At 39.3% G+C, this 20312-nt stretch carries 18 protein-coding genes; 15 read left to right on the top strand and 3 right to left on the bottom strand.

Annotation, left to right across the window (positions count from 1 at the left end):
• Nucleotides 1-18: 18 nt before the first annotated feature.
• Nucleotides 19-819: an NAD(P)H-binding protein gene (locus tag Q0039_RS08355; protein ID WP_297511583.1), complete on the top strand. Its 801-nt coding sequence runs from the start codon at nt 19-21 to the stop codon at nt 817-819.
• A 46-nt stretch (nt 820-865) separates the two neighbouring features.
• On the opposite strand, the gene Q0039_RS08350 is transcribed toward Q0039_RS08355, so the two are convergent.
• The gene (locus Q0039_RS08350; RefSeq protein ID WP_297511626.1) at nt 866-2851 is read right to left on the bottom strand and encodes a M13 family metallopeptidase; all 1986 of its coding nucleotides are present in this window, start codon (nt 2849-2851) and stop codon (nt 866-868) included.
• A gap of 195 nt (nt 2852-3046) precedes the next feature.
• On the opposite strand from Q0039_RS08350, the gene Q0039_RS08345 reads away from it, so the two are divergent.
• The 5 genes from Q0039_RS08345 (at nt 3047) to Q0039_RS08325 (ending at nt 8808) form a co-directional block, all read left to right on the top strand.
• Nucleotides 3047-3742 carry an SCO family protein gene (locus Q0039_RS08345; protein WP_297511581.1) on the top strand — a complete coding sequence of 232 codons (696 nt, stop codon included), beginning with the start codon at nt 3047-3049 and terminating at the stop codon, nt 3740-3742.
• 81 nt (nt 3743-3823) lie between these two features.
• Complete coding sequence (locus Q0039_RS08340) at nt 3824-4048, top strand: FeoA family protein (protein ID WP_297511579.1); 225 nt, start codon at nt 3824-3826, stop codon at nt 4046-4048.
• A gap of 9 nt (nt 4049-4057) precedes the next feature.
• Nucleotides 4058-6163 (top strand): ferrous iron transport protein B, encoded by a 2106-nt coding sequence (gene feoB, locus Q0039_RS08335; protein ID WP_297511577.1) that lies wholly within the window; start codon nt 4058-4060, stop codon nt 6161-6163.
• 6 nt (nt 6164-6169) lie between these two features.
• The gene (locus Q0039_RS08330) at nt 6170-6298 is read left to right on the top strand and encodes a FeoB-associated Cys-rich membrane protein (RefSeq protein WP_297511576.1); all 129 of its coding nucleotides are present in this window, start codon (nt 6170-6172) and stop codon (nt 6296-6298) included.
• Between the two features lie 281 nt (nt 6299-6579).
• Nucleotides 6580-8808 carry a TonB-dependent receptor gene (locus tag Q0039_RS08325; protein WP_297511574.1) on the top strand — a complete coding sequence of 743 codons (2229 nt, stop codon included), beginning with the start codon at nt 6580-6582 and terminating at the stop codon, nt 8806-8808.
• Between the two features lie 45 nt (nt 8809-8853).
• On the opposite strand, the gene Q0039_RS08320 is transcribed toward Q0039_RS08325, so the two are convergent.
• Both Q0039_RS08320 and Q0039_RS08315 read right to left on the bottom strand, forming a co-directional pair.
• On the bottom strand, nt 8854-9672 hold the full coding sequence (locus Q0039_RS08320) for a ZIP family metal transporter (RefSeq protein ID WP_297511572.1): 819 nt from the start codon (nt 9670-9672) through the stop codon (nt 8854-8856).
• The gene (locus Q0039_RS08315) at nt 9662-10321 is read right to left on the bottom strand and encodes a metal-dependent transcriptional regulator (RefSeq protein WP_297511625.1); all 660 of its coding nucleotides are present in this window, start codon (nt 10319-10321) and stop codon (nt 9662-9664) included. The genes Q0039_RS08320 and Q0039_RS08315 overlap by 11 nt, the downstream gene beginning before the upstream one ends.
• A 73-nt stretch (nt 10322-10394) precedes the next feature.
• Here Q0039_RS08315 and Q0039_RS08310 point away from each other — a divergent pair, with 73 nt between their 5' ends.
• From Q0039_RS08310 to Q0039_RS08270, 9 genes are all read left to right on the top strand, one after another.
• A complete protein-coding gene (locus Q0039_RS08310) occupies nt 10395-11126 on the top strand; it encodes a transporter (RefSeq protein WP_297511571.1) in 732 nt (243 codons plus the stop codon).
• Nucleotides 11126-12265, top strand: a complete 1140-nt coding sequence (locus Q0039_RS08305) for a lycopene cyclase family protein (RefSeq protein WP_297511570.1) — start codon at nt 11126-11128, stop codon at nt 12263-12265. Before Q0039_RS08310 ends, Q0039_RS08305 begins: the two co-directional genes overlap by 1 nt.
• 97 nt (nt 12266-12362) lie before the next feature.
• Entirely contained in the window at nt 12363-12773 is a 411-nt protein-coding gene (locus Q0039_RS08300) for a BrxA/BrxB family bacilliredoxin (RefSeq protein ID WP_297511569.1), read from the top strand.
• Between the two features lie 265 nt (nt 12774-13038).
• Nucleotides 13039-14403: a rhodanese-related sulfurtransferase gene (locus Q0039_RS08295; protein ID WP_297511568.1), complete on the top strand. Its 1365-nt coding sequence runs from the start codon at nt 13039-13041 to the stop codon at nt 14401-14403.
• A gap of 167 nt (nt 14404-14570) precedes the next feature.
• Entirely contained in the window at nt 14571-15944 is a 1374-nt protein-coding gene (ricT, locus tag Q0039_RS08290) for a regulatory iron-sulfur-containing complex subunit RicT (protein WP_297511567.1), read from the top strand.
• Complete coding sequence (locus Q0039_RS08285; RefSeq protein ID WP_297511566.1) at nt 15928-16413, top strand: gliding motility lipoprotein GldH; 486 nt, start codon at nt 15928-15930, stop codon at nt 16411-16413. The genes ricT and Q0039_RS08285 overlap by 17 nt, the downstream gene beginning before the upstream one ends.
• A gap of 2 nt (nt 16414-16415) precedes the next feature.
• Nucleotides 16416-18743 carry a PBP1A family penicillin-binding protein gene (locus Q0039_RS08280; protein ID WP_297511565.1) on the top strand — a complete coding sequence of 776 codons (2328 nt, stop codon included), beginning with the start codon at nt 16416-16418 and terminating at the stop codon, nt 18741-18743.
• A gap of 201 nt (nt 18744-18944) precedes the next feature.
• The gene (locus Q0039_RS08275; RefSeq protein WP_297511564.1) at nt 18945-19643 is read left to right on the top strand and encodes a CoA transferase subunit A; all 699 of its coding nucleotides are present in this window, start codon (nt 18945-18947) and stop codon (nt 19641-19643) included.
• A gap of 130 nt (nt 19644-19773) precedes the next feature.
• Nucleotides 19774-20312 (top strand): 3-oxoacid CoA-transferase subunit B (locus Q0039_RS08270; RefSeq protein WP_297511563.1); only part of this gene is annotated, 539 nt, incomplete at its 3' end.

Raw genomic sequence — 20312 nt, 5'->3', positions numbered from 1 at the left:
AGTGCGTACCTTTGTTATATGAAAACTACAGTAGGGATTATGGGATGCGGCTGGTTAGGATTACCATTAGCGCGCGCGTTGATGGAAAAAGGCTTCAATGTTAAAGGCACTACCACTTCTTTCGAAAAGCTTTCGGTATTAACAAATATTGGAATTGAATCCTATCGGTTACGGCTAACCGACAATGGTGTTGAAGGAGATTGGGATTCTTTTTTTTCGGAGGTAAATCACCTCATCATCAACATTCCTCCGAAGTTACGTAGTAATCCTAATGAGGCCTATTCAACTAAATTGGCTGCTCTACTTGAATTGTTAGCGCACAATAAATCGGTTAAACTTATTTTTGTGAGTTCGACTTCAGTTTATGGTGAGCACCAAAATAATGTAACAGAACAAACCCTGCCTGAACCCGATACCCCTTCAGGAAAAGAAATAATTAGAGCGGAACAATATATTCAAACTTCAGGTAATCCCTTTACAATTGTTCGTTTTGGGGGATTAATTGGACCGAATCGACATCCCATTACTACGCTTTCTGGGCAAAAATATATTGCGCGACCACTAGCACCTGTGAATTTGATTCATTTAACGGACTGTATCGCCATTTTAGAAGAATGTATCCATCGGGAAGCTATACAGGGCGCGCTTAATGCAGTATATCCGTTGCATCTATCTCGTAAAACTTACTACACAAACGCCGCAAATAAATCACATTTAGCCTTACCAGAATTTGACGAAACCGACAATCGTCAAGGAAAGCAAATCCACTCCAATTTTTTAATGGAAAACTGGAAGTATAACTTTCAAATAGCGCCCTAAAAAAGGCCATCTTTTCAGAAAGCCTTTTCATTTTAATAGTATCGAATTACCAAATTTTTACTCGTTTTTCGGGGGCTAAATACAATTTATCGCCCTCTTTAATAGAAAATGCTTGGTAAAAGGATTCTACATTCAACAAGGGGACATAAGCACGGTACATCCCGGGTGAGTGCGGATCTGTTTTTACTTGATTTTTAATTGCTTCATCTCGCATTTTCGAACGCCAAATTGTCGCCCATGAAATAAAGAAGCGTTGCTCTGGAGAATAACCATCAATTGGCCCTGGATTGCCATTTTCTTTCAAATACAACTGCAAACCATCATAAGCCGCATTCACTCCTCCTAAATCCCCAATATTTTCGCCTAAAGTAAATTTACCATCAACAAAAGTACCCGGAAGCGGTTGTAACGCACTGTACTGATCAGCCAATGCAGTTCCTAAGGCTGTAAATTGTTTTAAGTCTTCTTCTTTCCACCAATTGACGAGATTCCCATCAGCGTTGTAGCGCGCGCCTGAATCATCAAATCCGTGCGAAATTTCGTGGCCAATTACGGCACCAATACCTCCAAAATTTACGGCATCATCCGCTTTATAATCATAAAATGGTGGTTGTAAAATCGCGGCAGGAAATACAATTTCATTATAAGAAGGATTGTAGTATGCATTTACGGTTTGTGGTGTCATTCCCCAACGGGTTTTATCTACGGGTTGGGTTAAATCATCGATATTGCGTTGAAAGTTCCAACGGGAAACATTTTCCATATTTTCAAAATACGCACCCCCATTTTCTTGAGCAATAATTTCCAATTTTGAATAATCTTTCCATTTGTCTGGATATCCAATTTTTACGGTTGATTTACGTAATTTTTCTACTGCTCCAATACGGGTTTCTGGGGCCATCCATGGCAAATTATTGATACGGTTTTCAAAAGCTCGGAAAACATATTTAATCATTTTTGCTGCTTTCTCTTTGGCTTCAGCTGGAAACTTTTTTTCTACATATAATTTTCCGAGCGCTTCGCCTACCGTTCCATTAACTACTTGCAAAGCACGTTCTTCCCGAGGGCGTTGTTTTTTAGCTCCTTGCAAAGTTTGACTGTAAAATTCCCAATTTGCTCTTTCAATAGTGGTCGTTAACTCATCGGCATATTTATTCAAAAGTGTCCAGCGCATATATGCTTTCCAATCTTCAATCGCATTGGCCTTAAATAAAGCTTCCAATACTTTCATATACTTCGGTTGTGAAACAATAACAGTGTCAATACTTTTTATACCCGCTGCTGCGATGTAATCTTTCCAATTCACAGAAGGCGTTAAATCTTGCAATTGGGCAATGGTCATCGGATTATACGATTTTCTTCGGTCACGGCGTTCAACACGATCCATACGGGGCTGTGCCATTGCGGTTTCAAAAGCCAATACCCGGGCCGCATCTTCATTTGCTTTGGATTCAGACAATCCTAAATACTGGAACATACGCGCAACATGATCGACATACTTGGCACGTTTTTCTTTAGAATCGGGATCTTCAGCTACATAGTAATCACGATCCGGAAGACCCAAACTGCCCGGACCAATATTCAATACATTGCGGTTGCTGTTTTTAGCATCCACACCAACTGACATTCCATAAAAACCTAGCCCACCTAAAGATTGTCTTTCAATCAACAAATTGTTTACGTCGGTGCTATTTTTTAGGTTTTCAATTTTTAATAAGGTCTTTTTAATAGGTTCAATCCCGCGCTTATTTCGGGCAATGGTATCCATATACGTTTTGTAGACGTTTACCGCTTTGGCTTGATCTGATTTTGGATCCAATTTTTTGTTGGCTACCGCCTCTTTTAAAATAGCTAATGCATCCTTGTCGGTATTTTGGCGCAGTTCATCAAAACTTCCCCAACGGGTGCGATCAGCAGGAATATCGGTTTTATCAAACCAAGTGCCGTTAACATATCGGAAAAAATCATCGCCGGGCTTAACCGATTTATCCATTAAATCCAGATTCAATCCTGTTTTTTTGTCTTGAGCCATTGTGGTTTCTACTGCAAGTAATACGGCGCAGGTCAAAGCAAAAGAAAGTGTTTTTTTGTTTTTCATATAGGGTAGCGTTTAACTTCGATTCACAAAGCTATTAAAATTTGAAGTTGAAAAGTTGTTAAATTCAACTTAATCCCCTCAAATCAATCAAATTTTTGGGAGTAGTTCGTACTTTTGTGAAAAATTACAATGGCTTTATTTTCTAAAAGATACCGCTACCTTATTGTATTCTTTGTGCTCTTTTCTGTAGTTACAATTAGCGCATTTTATTCGGTTTTAAAACCCATAAAGACGTTGCCTATTATAACCCCCAATGATGTGAATCCTGAATTGGTAGACTCTACAGTTCAACATATCGCTTTGGAACACACTATTGGTAAATTTGCTTTTACCAATCAAAATGGTCAAATTATTACCGAAAAAGACTACGAAGGGAAGATTTATGTTGCCGACTTTTTCTTTACCACTTGCCAAAGTATTTGCCCGAAAATGACCAATAATATGGTATGGCTTCAAAACAAAATAAAAAATAACCCAAAAGTAAAACTGCTTTCGTTTTCGGTAACTCCCGATATTGATAGTGTTCCTGTTTTAAAAGCGTATGCTAAGAAAAAAGGCGTAATGGATGGCAAGTGGAATCTTGTTACGGGAGATAAAAAAGAAATTTATTACCTCGCACGAAAATCTTTTTTAGTCGTAAAAACAGGAGCACCTTCTGCAATGTATGATATGGTACACACCGAAAATTTTGTTTTAGTCGACACCCAAAAACGCATTCGTGGATTCTATGACGGAACCAACTTAGATGGCCCTACTGAACCCGGCATCAAAAATATGCAACAACTTTGGGAAGATATTCAGTTTTTGTGCCAAGAAAAGGAATAAAAACAAATCTTAAATTTATCTTTTGACATCTATAATCACAGTCATTTAACTACTTTTGTATTTTAATTCAATCTAAATAAAGTGAAGATAGCGTTGGCCGAACTCAAAATTGGACAAAAAGCCACTATACTCGAGATAAACACCGAGGAAATCCCTTTGAAATTACTAGAGATGGGATGTCTTCCTGGGAATAAAGCCGAGTTAATTCAGGTAGCACCCTTAGGAGATCCACTTTATTTTAATATCAATGATTCACATGTTGCAATTCGGATTGAAACTGCACAACAAATTGAAGTGACGCTTTAATACATCAACATGGCAGAACAGTCTATTAAAGTCGCACTCATTGGAAATCCAAATACTGGTAAAACCTCAGTTTTTAATCAACTTACCGGGTTAAAACAACAAGTAGGCAATTATCCTGGAATTACCGTCGAAAAAAAAACGGGAGTCTGCCGCCTCGACAATCAAACGAAAGCAACAATTATTGATTTACCAGGTACGTATAGCCTAAATGCTAGTTCGATTGATGAAAATGTAGTAATCGAATTATTATTAAATCGAAAAGACGATAATTTTCCTGATGTCGTCGTCGTGGTAACTGAAGTAGAAAACTTAAAGCGTAATTTACTTTTGTTCACACAAATTAAAGACTTAGAAATCCCAACAATTTTGGTGATTAATATGAGTGACCGCATGAAATTAAAAGGTATTTCCTTGGATATTCCATACCTGGAAACACAGCTAAAAACAAAAATTGCCTTAACCAGTTCGCGAAAAAATACCGGTATTGAACTCATCAAGAAATTAATTCTAGACTACCGTTCTTTACCTACCGAACCTTGTTTAAATGCTTCATCTATTGATCCCGAATACTTTGATAAATTGCGTAAAGCGTTCCCTAATCAATTGCTATATAAATTGTGGTTAGTAATTACACAAGATGTTAACTTCTTGAATTTGGAACGTAATGAAATGAAAAGTTCGTTTACGAAATCCCATAGTGAACTCCGTCGTCTCCAACAAAAAGAAACCATCAAGCGCTATCAATTTATCAACGACACTTTAAAGTTAGGACAAACCATTGACCAATCGAAAGCCAGTGATATTCGAGCAAAATTAGACCGTGTGCTCACCCACAAAATCTTTGGGTATCTTATTTTCTTTGTTGTACTCTTTACCATCTTTCAATCTATTTTTGAATGGTCGAGTGTTCCGATGGACTTTATTGATGAAAAATTTGCACAATTATCGGTTTATGCAGGTAATCATTTACCGGCTGGCGAACTCACTAATTTAATTGCAGAAGGACTCATTCCTGGGATAGGTGGTATTCTTATTTTTATCCCTCAAATTGCCTTTCTATTCCTTTTCATATCTGTTCTAGAAGAAAGTGGGTACATGAGTCGGGTAGTGTTTTTAATGGATAAAATCATGCGCCGATTTGGGCTCTCGGGAAAAAGCGTAGTTCCCTTAATTTCTGGGACAGCTTGTGCCATTCCTGCAATCATGAGCGCCCGAAATATTGAGAATTGGAAAGAACGACTCATTACCATTTTGGTAACCCCTTTTATTACATGTTCGGCGCGCTTGCCGGTGTATGCGATTTTAATTGCGTTAATTATCCCCGAAAAACATGTGTTCGGATTTATAAGTTTGCAAGGACTTACTTTAATGGTATTGTATCTTCTTGGATTTGGAATGGCTTTATTGTGCGCCTTTATCCTTCAAAAATTAGTAAAAATACAAACCAAATCCTATTTTGTAATTGAAATGCCAAGCTACAAAATTCCAATGTTGAAAAACGTAGGAATCAATGTGGTCGAAAAAACAAAGTCGTTCGTTTTTGGAGCGGGAAAAATTATTTTAGCCTTATCGGTTATCCTTTGGTTCCTTGGCTCGCATGGACCAGGTGATGAATTTAAAAATGCTGAAAAAATTATTCAACAAAAAGTATACAATGCTCCCCAACCGATCAACCCAGCGGTAATTCCAAACTGGATCGCAGAATATAAATTGGAGCATTCCTATATTGGCCTTGCCGGGAAATCAATCGAACCCGTAATTAAACCGTTAGGGTATGACTGGAAAATTGGCGTGGCTATTGTGAGTTCGTTTGCAGCACGAGAAGTTTTTGTAGGTACTTTAGCAACCATATATAAAGTAGGTAATAAAAGTGAGGAAGAAGCAACGATTAAAGAACAAATGCGTCACGAAATTCATGCCGACGGCACCCCTGTTTTTAACTTTGCAAGTGGCATTTCACTCCTTTTATTTTATGCCTTTGCGATGCAATGTGTGAGTACCTTAGCTATCGTAAAAAAAGAAACCAATTCCTGGAAATGGCCGTTAATACAGTTGGTTTTTATGAGTGGTGTAGCGTATGTTACGGCTTTAATTGCTTTTCAATTTTTAAAATAAATCCCAATGGCTTTTCAAGAACTAGTAGTCTACCTCGCGTTAGGCATTGCCTTGGCTTACCTCTATGAACGCTTTAAAAAGCGGAAAAAGAAAAAAAACGATTCCAATTGTGGCGACGGTAATTGCGGGTGTTAATTTTTGGGCAATCCCCCGAGTAACCCTTTTGCTATAAACACATTCTTTACTCCTCGGGGTCGGGTTTTGCGTTGCAATTCCGCAGCCTTTTTACAGCGGCTTTGCGGGATTTTCACTACAACCCCTATTGCAATTAAGCGCCCTATTTCAAGCCGATTGAACCCCTTATTTTTAAGCAATCGCTTTGAAGAATTAAACAATTATTAATTTTTATATTATTTTTATTTAAACTTTGTCTAAATAAGAATAAGGATTTATCTTTGCCGAAATTTTACAAAAACATGCGACTTTTACTGCCTATATGTTCCCTATTTTTAGTTTCAACTTTGATTATACAAGCCCAAGAAATTAAAAAAGATACGGCCACTGTTACGCTTGACCAGGTCATTATTTTTATCAAAGAACAAACCCCCGATCGTATGCCGACCATACAGCAGCAAACCATCTACTCGGGAAAGAAAAATGATGTTTTACGTCTCAATGAAATCAACGCTAATCGAACCAACAATAATGCCCGCGAACTCTTTTCGCGTATGGCTGGTGTTTCGGTTTGGGAAAACGACGGATCAGGAATACAAGTCAATATAGCCGTTCGTGGATTGAGTCCGAACCGGAGCTGGGAACTCAATACGCGTCAAAATGGATATGATATTTCTTCCGACGTTTTTGGATATCCTGAAGCATATTACAATCCCCCAATGGAAGCTGTTGAGCGAATTGAATTTATCCGCGGGGGCGCTTCTTTACAATTTGGACCCCAATTTGGAGGATTGCTGAATTATGTACTGAAAAAAAACCCAGAGAAAAAATTCAGTTACGAAACTCAAAATACCGTTGGAAGTTTTGGCTTGGTAAGCAGCTTCAATGCCATCGGAGGAAAACATGGGAAATTTACCTATTACGCCTACCACCATGCCCGAAGAGCCGATGGATGGCGCGATAATACAGGGTATCAAATCCGCAACTCGTTTGTCAACTTAGGCTACAAATTTGCACCGCACTGGAAAGCACAAGTGGAATTTACTACGATGGACTATAAACTGCAGCAACCCGGTGGTTTAACCGATGTACAATTTGCGGCCGATCACCGTCAATCGTTACGCGATCGCAACTGGATGGGTACGCCCTGGAACTTGGCTTCTATTACTATTACAGGACGTTGGAGTCCAAAAATCACGACCGATTTCAAATTATTCGGACTCTATGGCGAGCGCAATAGTGTGGGATTCACCGCCGCTCCCAATGTAGTAGATGCAATCAATCCGATAACTTTAGCCTATGCCAACCGACAAGTGGACCGTGATCGTTATGTGAATTTCGGCTTAGAAAACCGTTCGCTTTGGAACTATTCCCTTGGGAAAAGTCAACATCATTTAGTATTTGGTTTCCGTATGTATCAAGCCGACACCAACCGCAGACAACGCGGAATAGGAACCAACGGTAGCGATTTTGACCTCACCGTAAGCGATGGTTATCCGAGAAGTTTGGACTTTACCACACGTAATATCGCCCTTTTTGCAGAAAATATGTTCCAAATCACTCCCGATTGGACCGTAACGCCTGGCGCGCGTTTAGAAATCATTGAATCGGTAGGTTCAGGTTTATTCAATCGTGTGAGCGGTAATGATGTATTGATGCCCAACCAAGAGTTAAACCGTACTCAACTCCTATTAGGTTTAGGAACGGAATACCGAATCGGTACCACTAATGTTTATGCCAATATTTCCCAAGCGTACCGTCCGGTATTGTTCTCCGATCAAACGCCTCCGGCTACGACCGATGTTATCGACCCTAATCTTCAAGATGCCAACGGATATACCATCGATTTAGGCTACCGCGGCACGTATAAAAATTGGATTAATTTTGATGTTTCTTACTTCTATATGGTATACAATAACCGTATTGGTACCTTAAATCGCTTTATCAACGACGACCCTACACAAGTGGCTTTTGCATTCCGTACCAACTTGGGTAAAAGCATCCACAAAGGGGCCGAACTGTATGGAGATGTCAGTTGGTTTGATGTGTTTGGAGCGCCAAAAACATGGGGTAAATTAAAAACCTTTGCCAGCAGCGCCTTCATCAGCGCGCGCTATGATGATTTTGCGGTAACGAGTGTAAGCGGTTCGGCTCCCAATGTAACAATTACCACCACCAATCTAGCTGGAAAACGGGTAGAAAATGCGCCCGAATTCATTCACAACTTTGGAATCAGTTGGGAGTACAAAAAAATCTCTATCAGTGCACAACAACGTCAAAACGGGGCTGTATATACCGATGCACAAAATACCGTAACACCCACAGCTAATGGAGTCAATGGTAGAATTGGCGGATACAAAGTAATCGACTTTGGAATGGAATATCGTTTTAAAAATTACAACCTTCGTGGGGGAATTAACAACCTTACCGATGAAAAATATGCTACTCGCCGTGCTGGGGGCTATCCTGGTCCCGGTTTACTTCCTGGAGAAGGACAGAGTTTTTACGTTTCGATTGGGGCAAAATTTTAATTCCCTATTCATAAAAAAGGCAGCTGAATCGCTGCCTTTTTTTATTTATCCTAAAGCTACATCGAGCATCATCATGACAATAAAACCACCAATAAAACCCAAAGTAGCAATATCGGTATTTTTATCTTGTTGGGTTTCGGGAATTACTTCTTCAACCACCACAAAGATCATCGCGCCAGCAGCAAATGCCAAGGCATAGGGTAATATTGGGGTGAAAAATGTAACCGCTACTGCGCCCAAAACTCCTGCTATGGGCTCTACCAAAGCTGAGGATTGTCCATACATAAAACTTTTCCAACGGCTCATCCCCATACGACGAAGCGGCATAGAAACAGCAATACCCTCTGGAAAATTTTGAATTCCTATTCCAATAGCCAAAGTAACGGCCCCAGCAATCGATGCTTCAGGAATACCAGCGGCTACTCCGCCAAATAAAACGCCTACTGCTAAACCTTCAGGAATATTGTGTAAAGTAATTGCCAAAACCAATAATGTAGTACGTTGCCATGGCGATTTGATCCCTTCGGTTTCTTTAAAATTAAGGTGTAAATGCGGTAGCACTTTGTCTAACCCAAAAATGAAAAAGGCACCCAGTAAAAAGCCAAGTGCTGCAGGAATCACTTTGATAAATCCATCGCCCTCACTCATTTCGATTGCAGGAGCTAGCAAACTCCAAAAACTTGCAGCTACCATAACCCCTCCGGTAAAACCCAACATCCCATCTAAAACTACCCGATTCATTGACTTAAAAAAGAAAACAAATGAAGCCCCAAAGGCAGTTAATCCCCAGGTAAACATAGTAGCCAACAAAGCGGCTAAAACGGGGTCAATTTGTTCAAAAAAATGAAGTACACTATCTAACATAATTCAAAACATAAAGGTTATCGGCTATTTTTTGCGAAAGCACTAATTCTTTGGCATTAATTCGAACAGTCATTGAATGATCAAAAGGTTCTTGATCAACTATTGTTATTTCATCGCCCAAAGCAATTTGCTGTTTATCCAAAAATTGCAAAAATTGAGTGGATGAATCGCACACTCCAATAAAGCGATACACTTGATTTATGACAGCGTGCGACAACAATAAACGTTCTTGTTTTGCAATTTCTCCATTTGCATTGGGTATAGGATCTCCGTGGGGGTCAAACGAAGGAAAACCTAAATATTTATCCAATCGGCTAACTAAAGTGTCAGACTGGATATGCTCTAATTCATCGGCAATTTCGTGGACCTCATCCCAAGAAAAATCTAGTTTTTCAACCAAAAAAACTTCCCACAAACGATGTTTACGAATAATCATTTTGGCTTTTTGATTGCCCGAATCCGTAAGGGTAACCCCTTGGTATTTTTGATAATTAACCCATTTTTTTTCGGCCAACTTTTTGAGCATATCCGTTACCGAAGATGCCTTGGTTTCGAGAGTGGTCGCAATTGCATTTGTTGAAACACCCATAGGAGTCACTTGAGACAAATGATAAATTACTTTAATATAATTTTCTTCCGAAGGAGACATTAGTTTTTTTTGTTTCAAAAATATAAAATTTTTTATAATCAAAATATTTTTTTAGATTTGTCTAAAAATTAATTTGAAAAATATATTTGTCTTTCTTTTATTTATAAGTCTAAACTGTTTAGGGCAGTCACCAATCCAATGTGACCGCCCCGATCAAACGGAAACTTCATTTACCGTTCCAAAAGGACGATTTCAATTAGAATCGGGTTTTAGTTTTAAAAAAGACGACGATCTAAAAACCTATTCGTTGCCCTCCTCATTGTGGAAATATGGAATAGCGAAATCCTGGGAACTACGAATGATTACCGAATGGAATAGTGATGTAGTTGGGGGTGAAAAATTAGCGGGTATTCAGCCCATTCAACTCGGTGCAAAAGTTAATTTTTGTGAGGAAAAGAAAGGGCGCCCAAAAACATCTTTAATTGCACATCTGGCAATTCCCGATTGGGCTTCTCCAGATTACAAGGGGAATTACTATGCCCCAAATTTTAGGTTTACACTTCAAAATACCCTAATGGACGGATTAAATCTAGGGTACAATGTTGGTGCCAATTGGAGTCCGTTTGATGGCAAGCCTTCCGGTCTTTATACACTAACTTTGGGATATAGCCTAACGCAAGACTTAGGCTTTTATGGGGAAATTTTTGGGTTTTTCCCACAAAACGAGAAACCTAATCACAGTATCGATGGTGGTTTCACCTATTTGATTTCCAACGATTTTATGTTAGATTTGTCTGCAGGAAAGCGAATTGCCGGTGAGACAGCCGACTTTTATTTGGCTTTCGGTATATCCTTTCGAATCTAATGTTGCATTACGATTACATTTTTACCGGCACCGGACTCGCGGCATTATTAACTGTTCGTGAAATGGTTCAAAATCCGTTTTATCAAGACAAACGCATTTTGTTGTTGGACGCTGATGCCAAAAAAACTAACGATCGCACCTGGTGCTTTTGGGATTCTGAAGGATGGTTTGCATCAATACAAAAGCAATCTTGGAATACCGCTTTGTTTGCAGATGCGCAATTTGAACGCCGATTTAACTTAGCGCCTTATTCCTACCGCATGATTCGAGGGTTGGATTTTTATCAATCGGTAATGGAGGAAATACAAACGTATCCCAACATCAAGTTTATTCAGGAAAAAGTAATTCGTTATCATGAATTGAACAACCAATGTGTCGTGACTACAGAAACAGGAAATTATACTTCCAATTATGTCATCAATTCGATATTTACTCCCGAGGCAGTACTTGCGCAAAAAAAATTTCCTCTAGTACATCAACATTTTGTAGGATGGATGGTAAAAACAACCTCTCCGGTATTCACGCCCGACTGCGTTACTTTCATGGATTTTTCAGTTCCACAAAATGCCAATACCCGATTTATGTATGTTTTACCCATCGCTGAAAAAGAGGCTTTGGTAGAATTTACGCTGTTTTCTGCCAACTTACTCCAACGCGAGGTGTATGAAAATGAAATTAAAGCGTATTTAGATCGTCTCGGTGTAACCGATTACACGATTACCGAAACCGAACAAGGCAATATCCCAATGACCTGTTGCCCCTTTTGGAAACACAATACCGAACGGATTTTACATATCGGTTCAGCAGGCGGTTGGACAAAAGCGAGTACCGGGTATACTTTTAAAAACGCGGTGAAAAAATCCCAATCGTTGGCCCAATTTTTAACCCAAAATAGCGATATGCGTAAATTTCATCGGATCAATCGTTTTTGGCTATATGATTTACTATTAATCGATATTTTATTTCATAAAAACGAAGTAGGAAGTTCGATTTTTGCCCGTATGTTTCGAAAAGGAAAAGTCGCGCCAATTTTTAAATTTTTAGATGAAGAATCGACGCTTTTAGAAGATTTGACTATAATCTTACGTTGTCCCAAGCGCTTATTTTTAAAAGCATTGTGGCATCGGTTTTTGGGGTAATTACCTTATAATTTATAACAAATCTTTATCGTTTGTTGGTTAATTTTATTTATAAAATCGTGTACCTTTGTAGTACATTAACGTAATAGTAAAAGATATGTATCCAGAAGAAATGGTAAAACCAATGCGTGCTGAATTAACAGATGCCGGTTTTCAAAACGTATATACATCTGAAGCGGTAGAAAACGCAATTAAACAAAATGGGACTACATTAGTTGTTGTAAACTCTGTATGTGGCTGTGCGGCTCGAAATGCACGTCCAGGAGCTAAAATGAGTTTAGAAGGCACCAAAAAACCTGATCATTTAATTACAGTATTTGCTGGTGTTGATCGCGAAGCAGTCGATGCAGCACGTCAACATATGTTTCCGTTCCCTCCTTCATCGCCTAGTATGGCGTTATTTAAAGATGGCGAATTGGTTCACATGTTGGAACGCCACCATATCGAAGGCCGCCCTGCAGAAATGATTGCAGAAAATTTAAAAGAGGCCTACGGAGAATTCTGTTAAGTTGCTTAAACCCTAAAAATAAACCCACATTGGATAACCTTTGTGGGTTTTTTGTTTATAAAACTTAGCGCTATTAAATGTTATCATAAGCAGCACTTCGCGCAAGGGATAGGAGTGAAAATCCGTTGGGGTTTCCCAACGATTGTAGCGAATAGCCCGACCCCTGGGGATGCGCCCAAAAGATGAAAATTAAAATAAAAATGTACCTTTGTCCATGAATTCTGCCATTGTGAATTCAATTTATCTCACTTAATTCGTTTATAGTATGCAACTGTACAACACATTAAGCGCAGAGGAAAGAGCTCAACTTATTGATGAAGCGGGTCAACAACGGTTGACATTGTCTTTCTATGCGTATGCCAAAATTGAAGACCCAAAAAAATTTCGCGACGATTTATTTTTAGCTTGGAATACGCTAGATGCGCTAGGTCGTATTTATGTCGCCCATGAAGGAATCAATGCACAAATGAGTCTTCCTGCCGAACATTTTGAAGCGTTTCGCGCAACTTTAGAAGCCTATGAATTTATGCGTGGGATTCGCTTAAATGTAGCGGTTGAGCAAGATGATTTCTCGTTTTTGAAATTGACAATTAAAGTGCGGCACAAAATTGTAGCTGATGGATTAAACGACGAAACTTTTGATGTGACCAACAAAGGTGTGCATTTGAATGCCCGGGAATTTAATGCGATTTTAGACGATCCGAACACTATAGTAGTCGATTTTCGGAACCATTATGAGAGTGAAGTAGGACACTTTAAAGGAGCAATCACCCCCGATGTGGAGACATTTCGGGAATCATTGCCCATCATTAACGAGCAATTAAAAGATTTTAAAGAAAGTAAAAACTTGGTCATGTATTGTACGGGGGGGATTCGTTGTGAAAAAGCAAGTGCCTATTACAAGCACCAAGGATTTAAAAATGTTTTTCAATTGGAAGGCGGGATTATCAATTATGCCAAACAAATCAAAGAAGAAGGCTTAGAAAGTAAATTCATTGGAAAGAACTTTGTATTTGATCATCGTTTGGGTGAACGTATCACAGATGATATCATTGCCCAATGCCACCAATGTGGAAACCCCTGTGATAATCATACCAATTGTGTCAACGATGGCTGTCATTTATTGTTTATCCAGTGTGATGCATGCCAATCTGCGATGGAAAATTGTTGCTCACAAGAATGTTTAGATACAATTCATCTTCCGTTGGCCGAACAAGTGAAATTGCGAAAGGGAATCCAAGTAGGAAACAAAGTTTTTCGGAAAGGAAAATCGGAAAAATTAAAATTCAAGCATTCTGGCGTATTACCTGAGGCCCATTTAGCAAAAGCGATTACCTCAATTCGGCAGCAAATCAGTCCGAAACGGCGCTTGAAAAAAACACTTTTGGGCAACGTCAGTCATTACTATGTAAAAGCCGGGATTGGTTTGGTAGAAATGCAAAACGGGACATTACAAAACGGAAATAAAATCGTAATTGTGGGTCCGACTACCGGCGAAATGGAGCTAACAATTTCCACCATGCATATTAATGGTAAAGCAGGCACAATCGCTCATGCGGGTGATAAAGTTACGTTTGCCGTACCATCGCGGGTTCGATTGTCGGACAAAGTTTATTTGATTGTAAATTAACTTGGCAAATTATAGCCTGTTTTTACTCGAAATCAGGTGGTAGTAGTTAAAAATACACTGGGTCGATTTGCATTTTCCATATTTGAAAAAATACTATCTTTACGAACAAATCGTTTAGCATAAACGTAGTCGTTAAGTAAAACGACGATCAATATATATTTCAACCTATGGCATGTACAAACTGTTCCTGCGGTTCGTCTAAAAGTGACGGTTCCAAAGGATGTGGCAATAATGGAACTTGCGGCGCCAATAGCTGCAATAAACTCACCGTCTTCGATTGGTTAGCCAATATGAATTTACCTTCGGGTGAAACTCCATTTGACTGTTTAGAAGTGCGTTTTAAAAACGGACGCAAAGAATTTTACCGAAATTCCGAAAATTTAACCTTAAGTATTGGCGACATTGTAGCTACGGAAGCTTCTCCGGGACATGATGTTGGAATTGTAACATTGACGGGGGAGTTGGTTAAAATTCAAATGAAGAAGAAAAGTGTCGATTATCATTCGCCAGAACTCTTAAAAATCTATCGTAAAGCTTCGCAAAAAGACATTGACATTTGGAGTGCCGCGCGTGATCGTGAGGAACCAATGAAGGTTCGAGCACGAGAATTGGCCATTGATTTGAACTTGGAAATGAAAATTTCCGACATCGAATTCCAAGGTGACGCTTCAAAAGCTACGTTTTACTATACTGCAAATGATCGTGTAGATTTCCGGCAACTAATTAAAGATTACGCTTCAGAATTCAAAATTCGTATCGAAATGAAGCAAGTAGGTTTCCGGCAAGAAGCCTCTCGTTTGGGCGGGATTGGATCTTGTGGCCGCGAATTGTGCTGTTCGACTTGGTTAACCGATTTTCGAAGTGTCAATACTTCGGCTGCACGGTACCAACAATTGTCGTTGAACCCACAAAAACTAGCGGGTCAATGTGGAAAACTGAAATGTTGTCTCAATTTTGAATTGGACACCTACATGGATGCTTTAAAAGATTTTCCCGATTATGAAACCCGTTTAAAAACAGAAAAAGGGGATGCGGTTTGCCAAAAACAAGATATTTTCAAAGGCTTAATGTGGTATGCTTATACCGATAATTTTGCTGCTTGGCATGTATTGCGAATTGAACAGGTGAAAGAAATTATCGATAGTAATAAAAACGGCAACTTAGTGGCCTCTTTAGAAGATTTTGCCCTTGAGGTAGAGCAAGAAGTAGAAAAAACATTTAACAATGTGGTTGGCCAAGAAAGCATTACCCGTTTTGACCAACCTAAAAATAAAAGCCGAAATAAAAACAAAAACCGAAATAAGAACAAAGGGCGCGAAGGTATGTTTGTTGAGGGTCAGCAAGCTACAAATCCGCAAAAAAACAATCCCAATCAGGGAAATCAACCCCATCGAAACCCTTCCAACCGTTCGCAGCAAACCAATCAAAATGAAACGGGTGAACGTACAGGAAATCCAAACAATCGGAACAAAAAACGCAACGGATTTAAAGACCGTAGAAACAATAATGACTCCAAAAACAAAAATGAAGGTTCAAATTAATTTAGTGCTTTTGATATTGGGCGTTTTGCTTACTTCATGTGATAAAAAAGCAGTTTTTGACCAATACAAATCCGTAAGCAATGCTTGGCATAAAGACAGCATTGTATGCTTTGATTTACCAAAAATGGATCCATCTAAAAAATACAATTTGTTTTTAAACGTTAGGGATAATGCAGATTACCCGTTTGAAAATTTATTTGTTATTGTTTCACTAGAACAGCCCAATCACCAAGTGAATGTAGACACCTTAGAATATAAAATGGCCAATCCCGATGGCACATTAATGGGTAATGGTTTTTCTGATGTGAAAGAAAGTAAATTGTACTACAAAGAAAATTATACCTTTTCGCAAAAAGGGACGTATAAAGTGTGTATTCAACAAGCACTTCGCGAAACCGGTAAAGTTCCCGGTGTTGAACGTTTAAAAGGCATCACGGAAGTTGGATTTAGAGTAGAAACGACCGAATAATTATGGCACAAAACAAAAACAAAAACACGGCTGTCGAGAAAGACATCAACTATTACCAGAAGAAGTTCTGGCGTTTGTTTTTTTACACTTTAGGAAGTGTGATTTTATTTTTTCTTTTTGCTTCTTGGGGATTATTTGGGGCAATGCCTTCGTTTGAAGATTTAGAAAATCCAAACTCCAATTTGGCCACCGAAATCATTTCTAGTGATGGTGTTGTCTTAGGAAAATTTTATAACGAAAACCGAACGGCTGTTAAATACAAAGATTTACCCAAACATCTCGTTGATGCATTAGTGTCTACAGAAGATGAACGTTTTTATGAACACTCCGGTATCGATGCTAAACGCACTGTTGGTGCTGCATTAAAACTTGGGGCAAACGGAGGAGCGAGTACTATTACGCAACAATTGGCTAAATTATTGTTTCATGGGGAAGGCTCAAAATTTCCTTTGTTTCGTGTAATTCAAAAGGCTAAAGAATGGATTATTGCTGTGCGTTTAGAGCGTCAGTATACCAAAAATGAGATCATCGCTTTGTATTTTAACCAAGTCGATTTTGTAAATGGTGCCGTTGGTATTCGTTCGGCTACAAAAGTATATTTTAATAAAGAACCCAAAGATTTGACCATTAATGAAAGTGCAGCCTTAGTGGGCATGTTAACTAACCCTTCGCGCTTTAATCCCAAACGTTTTCCCGAGCGTTCAACTAAACGTCGAAATATTGTTTTGCAACAAATGGTGCGCAATAATAAGTTGGAAGAATCGGCAAAAGAAATGCTCGAAAAACAACCTATACAATTGGATTTTCATCCCGAAAATCATTACGATGGATTGGCCACATACTTTCGTGAATACTTGCGTGACTTTATGAAAAATTGGGTGAAAGATCATAAAAGTCCGGATGGTGAAGAATATGATATTTATGGTGATGGTTTGAAAATTTATACCACTCTAGATTCTAAAATGCAAGAACATGCCGAAGAAGCGGTAAAAGAACACATGAAAAACTTACAAGAAGAATTTTTCATACAACAAAAAGACAATAAAAATGCGCCTTTTGTTAACATTACTCCAGAAGAAACGGATAAAATCATCAATCAATCGATGCGTAACTCTGAACGTTGGAGGATTTTAAAAGCCGATGAAAAATCAGAGGAAGAAATCATTGCGTCGTTTAATAAAAAAACCAAAATGACCCTATTTACTTGGGAAGGAGAACGCGATACCATTATGACACCGTTGGACTCGATTCGCTACTACAAACATTTCTTACAAGCGGGTTTAATGGCAATGGAACCACAAACGGGTCATATTAAAGCTTGGGTTGGGGGTATCAATTATAAATACTTTCAATATGATCACGTGGGACAAGGCGCGCGTCAAGTGGGGTCGACCTTTAAACCTTTTGTTTATGCTACGGCAATCGAACAGTTAGACATGTCTCCTTGTGATACCATTATTGATGGGCCTTTTATGATTCGTAAAGGGCGTCATCATGTAACTGAAGATTGGGAACCGCGCAACTCCGACCACCAATACCGCGGAATGGTAACTTTGAAAAAAGCACTAGCTTACTCTATAAATACGGTATCGGCAAAACTAATTGACAAAACAGGGCCTGAACCGGTGGTAGAGCTGACCAAAAAATTAGGGGTAACCACCGAAATTCCCCTTCAGCCCTCAATTGCTTTAGGGGCCGTTGATATTACCGTACAAGATATGGTTGCAGCCTACGCTACTTTTGCTAATCAAGGGGTGTATATCAAACCGCAATTTATTCAACGCATTGAAGATAAAAATGGTGCGGTCCTCTATGAACCGGCACCCGAATCACATGATGTACTCAATAAAGATGTAGCATTTGCTGTAATTAAATTATTAGAAGGGGTGACCGATGAAGGTTCGGGGGTTCGTTTACGCACAGAATCCGGAGGTAGCGGTGATAAACGTTGGACCGGTTATCCGTATATGTTCACCAATCCGATTGCTGGAAAAACCGGAACATCTCAAAATCAATCCGATGGATGGTTTATTGGAATGGTGCCCAATTTAGCTGCGGGTGTTTGGGTTGGTTGTGAAGACCGTTCAGCGCGATTCAAAAGTACTATCTACGGGCAAGGTGCCACAGCTGCCTTACCTATTTGGGGATATTTTATGGAGAAATGCTACGAAGATCCTGACCTACAAATATCCAAGGACGAATTTGAAAAACCAGAAGGATTCGCTATTAAAGTAGATTGCTGGAGTTCTCGTAGTTCTTCTACTTCCAGCGACTCAACGGCAGTTGATCCGGTAGATGATCAAAATTTGGATGAATTTAAAGGTCTCTAATTAGGAGCATTTTCCTGCTGTCCGCTGTATCTGCCTGCCGAATAAGGCAGGTCCCTACACTTCGTTACGGGGATGCCGCTTCCATCAGGGCTAAATACCAGAATCCTGTTCAAATTTGGGCGGGATTTTTTTATGGGATCAACTCAATTTCTTAGGCTTATTTTCCTAAATTTACGCCACAAAAACAACGAATTTTCCCTTATGATCAATAAAAAAGTAAACACGGTTTCTGAGGCACTTCAAGGTATCGAAGACAGCATGACCATTATGCTTGGCGGTTTTGGACTATGCGGGATTCCAGAGAATAGCATTGCCGAATTAGTGCGCAAAGGAACTACAAATTTGACCTGTATTTCAAACAATGCCGGTGTCGATGATTTTGGACTGGGCTTACTACTTCAAAAGCGGCAAATCAAAAAAATGATTTCTTCCTATGTAGGCGAAAATGCTGAATTTGAACGTCAAATGTTATCAGGTGAACTCGAAGTAGAATTAACCCCTCAAGGAACTTTAGCCGAAAAATGCCGTGCTGCACAAGCCGGAATTCCCGCGTTCTTTACTCCAGCTGGTTATGGAACGGAGGTCGCAGAAGGTAAAGAAACCCGAGAATTCAAAGGAAAAATGCACGTGATGGAATTGGCCTATAACGCTGAATTTTCCATTGTAAAAGCATGGAAAGGTGACGAAGCTGGAAACTTGATTTTCAAAGGAACCGCGCGCAACTTCAATGCGGTAATGGCCGGTGCAGCCAAAATCACCATTGCAGAAGTTGAGGAATTGGTACCCGCAGGAACCCTTGATCCCAATGAAATTCATATTCCGGGGATTATGGTGCAACGCATTTTCCAAGGTGAAAAATTTGAAAAACGAATTGAACAACGAACGGTAAGACAGAAATAATTAGACAATATGCCAATGAGCAAATGAGACGATGAGCCAATTAGTCAATAAAATAATTGACATATTGATACATTCTCAAATTGACACATTAAAATCACATTGACACATTATCAAATTGACACATTACATTATGGCATTAGATAAAAATCAAATTGCAAAACGAATTGCAAAAGAAGTACAAGACGGTTACTACGTGAATCTCGGGATTGGGATACCTACTTTAGTTGCCAATTATGTACGTACGGATATTTCGGTCGAATTTCAATCGGAGAATGGTGTACTCGGTATGGGTCCGTTTCCCTTTGAAGGTGAAGAAGATGCCGACATCATCAATGCTGGAAAACAAACCATTACCACACTTCCTGGGGCGAGTTTTTTTGACTCAGCCTTTAGTTTTGGAATGATTCGTGCCCAAAAAGTAGATCTCACCATTTTAGGTGCTATGGAAGTGGCCGAAAATGGGGATATTGCCAACTGGAAGATTCCCGGCAAAATGGTTAAAGGAATGGGTGGCGCTATGGACTTGGTGGCCTCTGCAGAAAATATAATCGTTGCCATGATGCACGTAAATAAAGCGGGAGAATCAAAAATTCTTAAAAAATGTACGCTTCCATTAACCGGTGTGGGCTGCGTGAAAAAAGTCGTCACCGAATTGGCTGTTTTGGAAGT

Source organism: Flavobacterium sp. (assembly GCF_027484945.1).
Lineage (GTDB): Bacteria > Bacteroidota > Bacteroidia > Flavobacteriales > Flavobacteriaceae > Flavobacterium.
The sequence above is the reverse complement of the archived record's forward strand: the minus strand, read 5'-3'. Positions and strand labels throughout refer to the sequence as shown.

Coding starts and splice junctions, on each gene's coding strand:
- Q0039_RS08345 (WP_297511581.1), top strand. CDS start 3,047: ATGGCTTTATTTTCTAAAAGATACCGCTACCTTATTGTATTCTTTGTG.
- ricT (WP_297511567.1), top strand. CDS start 14,571: ATGGCATGTACAAACTGTTCCTGCGGTTCGTCTAAAAGTGACGGTTCC.
- Q0039_RS08355 (WP_297511583.1), top strand. CDS start 19: ATGAAAACTACAGTAGGGATTATGGGATGCGGCTGGTTAGGATTACCA.
- feoB (WP_297511577.1), top strand. CDS start 4,058: ATGGCAGAACAGTCTATTAAAGTCGCACTCATTGGAAATCCAAATACT.
- Q0039_RS08350 (WP_297511626.1), bottom strand. CDS start 2,851: ATGGCTCAAGACAAAAAAACAGGATTGAATCTGGATTTAATGGATAAA.
- Q0039_RS08300 (WP_297511569.1), top strand. CDS start 12,363: ATGTATCCAGAAGAAATGGTAAAACCAATGCGTGCTGAATTAACAGAT.
- Q0039_RS08295 (WP_297511568.1), top strand. CDS start 13,039: ATGCAACTGTACAACACATTAAGCGCAGAGGAAAGAGCTCAACTTATT.
- Q0039_RS08315 (WP_297511625.1), bottom strand. CDS start 10,321: ATGTCTCCTTCGGAAGAAAATTATATTAAAGTAATTTATCATTTGTCT.
- Q0039_RS08330 (WP_297511576.1), top strand. CDS start 6,170: ATGGCTTTTCAAGAACTAGTAGTCTACCTCGCGTTAGGCATTGCCTTG.
- Q0039_RS08280 (WP_297511565.1), top strand. CDS start 16,416: ATGGCACAAAACAAAAACAAAAACACGGCTGTCGAGAAAGACATCAAC.
- Q0039_RS08320 (WP_297511572.1), bottom strand. CDS start 9,672: ATGTTAGATAGTGTACTTCATTTTTTTGAACAAATTGACCCCGTTTTA.
- Q0039_RS08305 (WP_297511570.1), top strand. CDS start 11,126: ATGTTGCATTACGATTACATTTTTACCGGCACCGGACTCGCGGCATTA.
- Q0039_RS08285 (WP_297511566.1), top strand. CDS start 15,928: ATGAAGGTTCAAATTAATTTAGTGCTTTTGATATTGGGCGTTTTGCTT.
- Q0039_RS08275 (WP_297511564.1), top strand. CDS start 18,945: ATGATCAATAAAAAAGTAAACACGGTTTCTGAGGCACTTCAAGGTATC.
- Q0039_RS08325 (WP_297511574.1), top strand. CDS start 6,580: ATGCGACTTTTACTGCCTATATGTTCCCTATTTTTAGTTTCAACTTTG.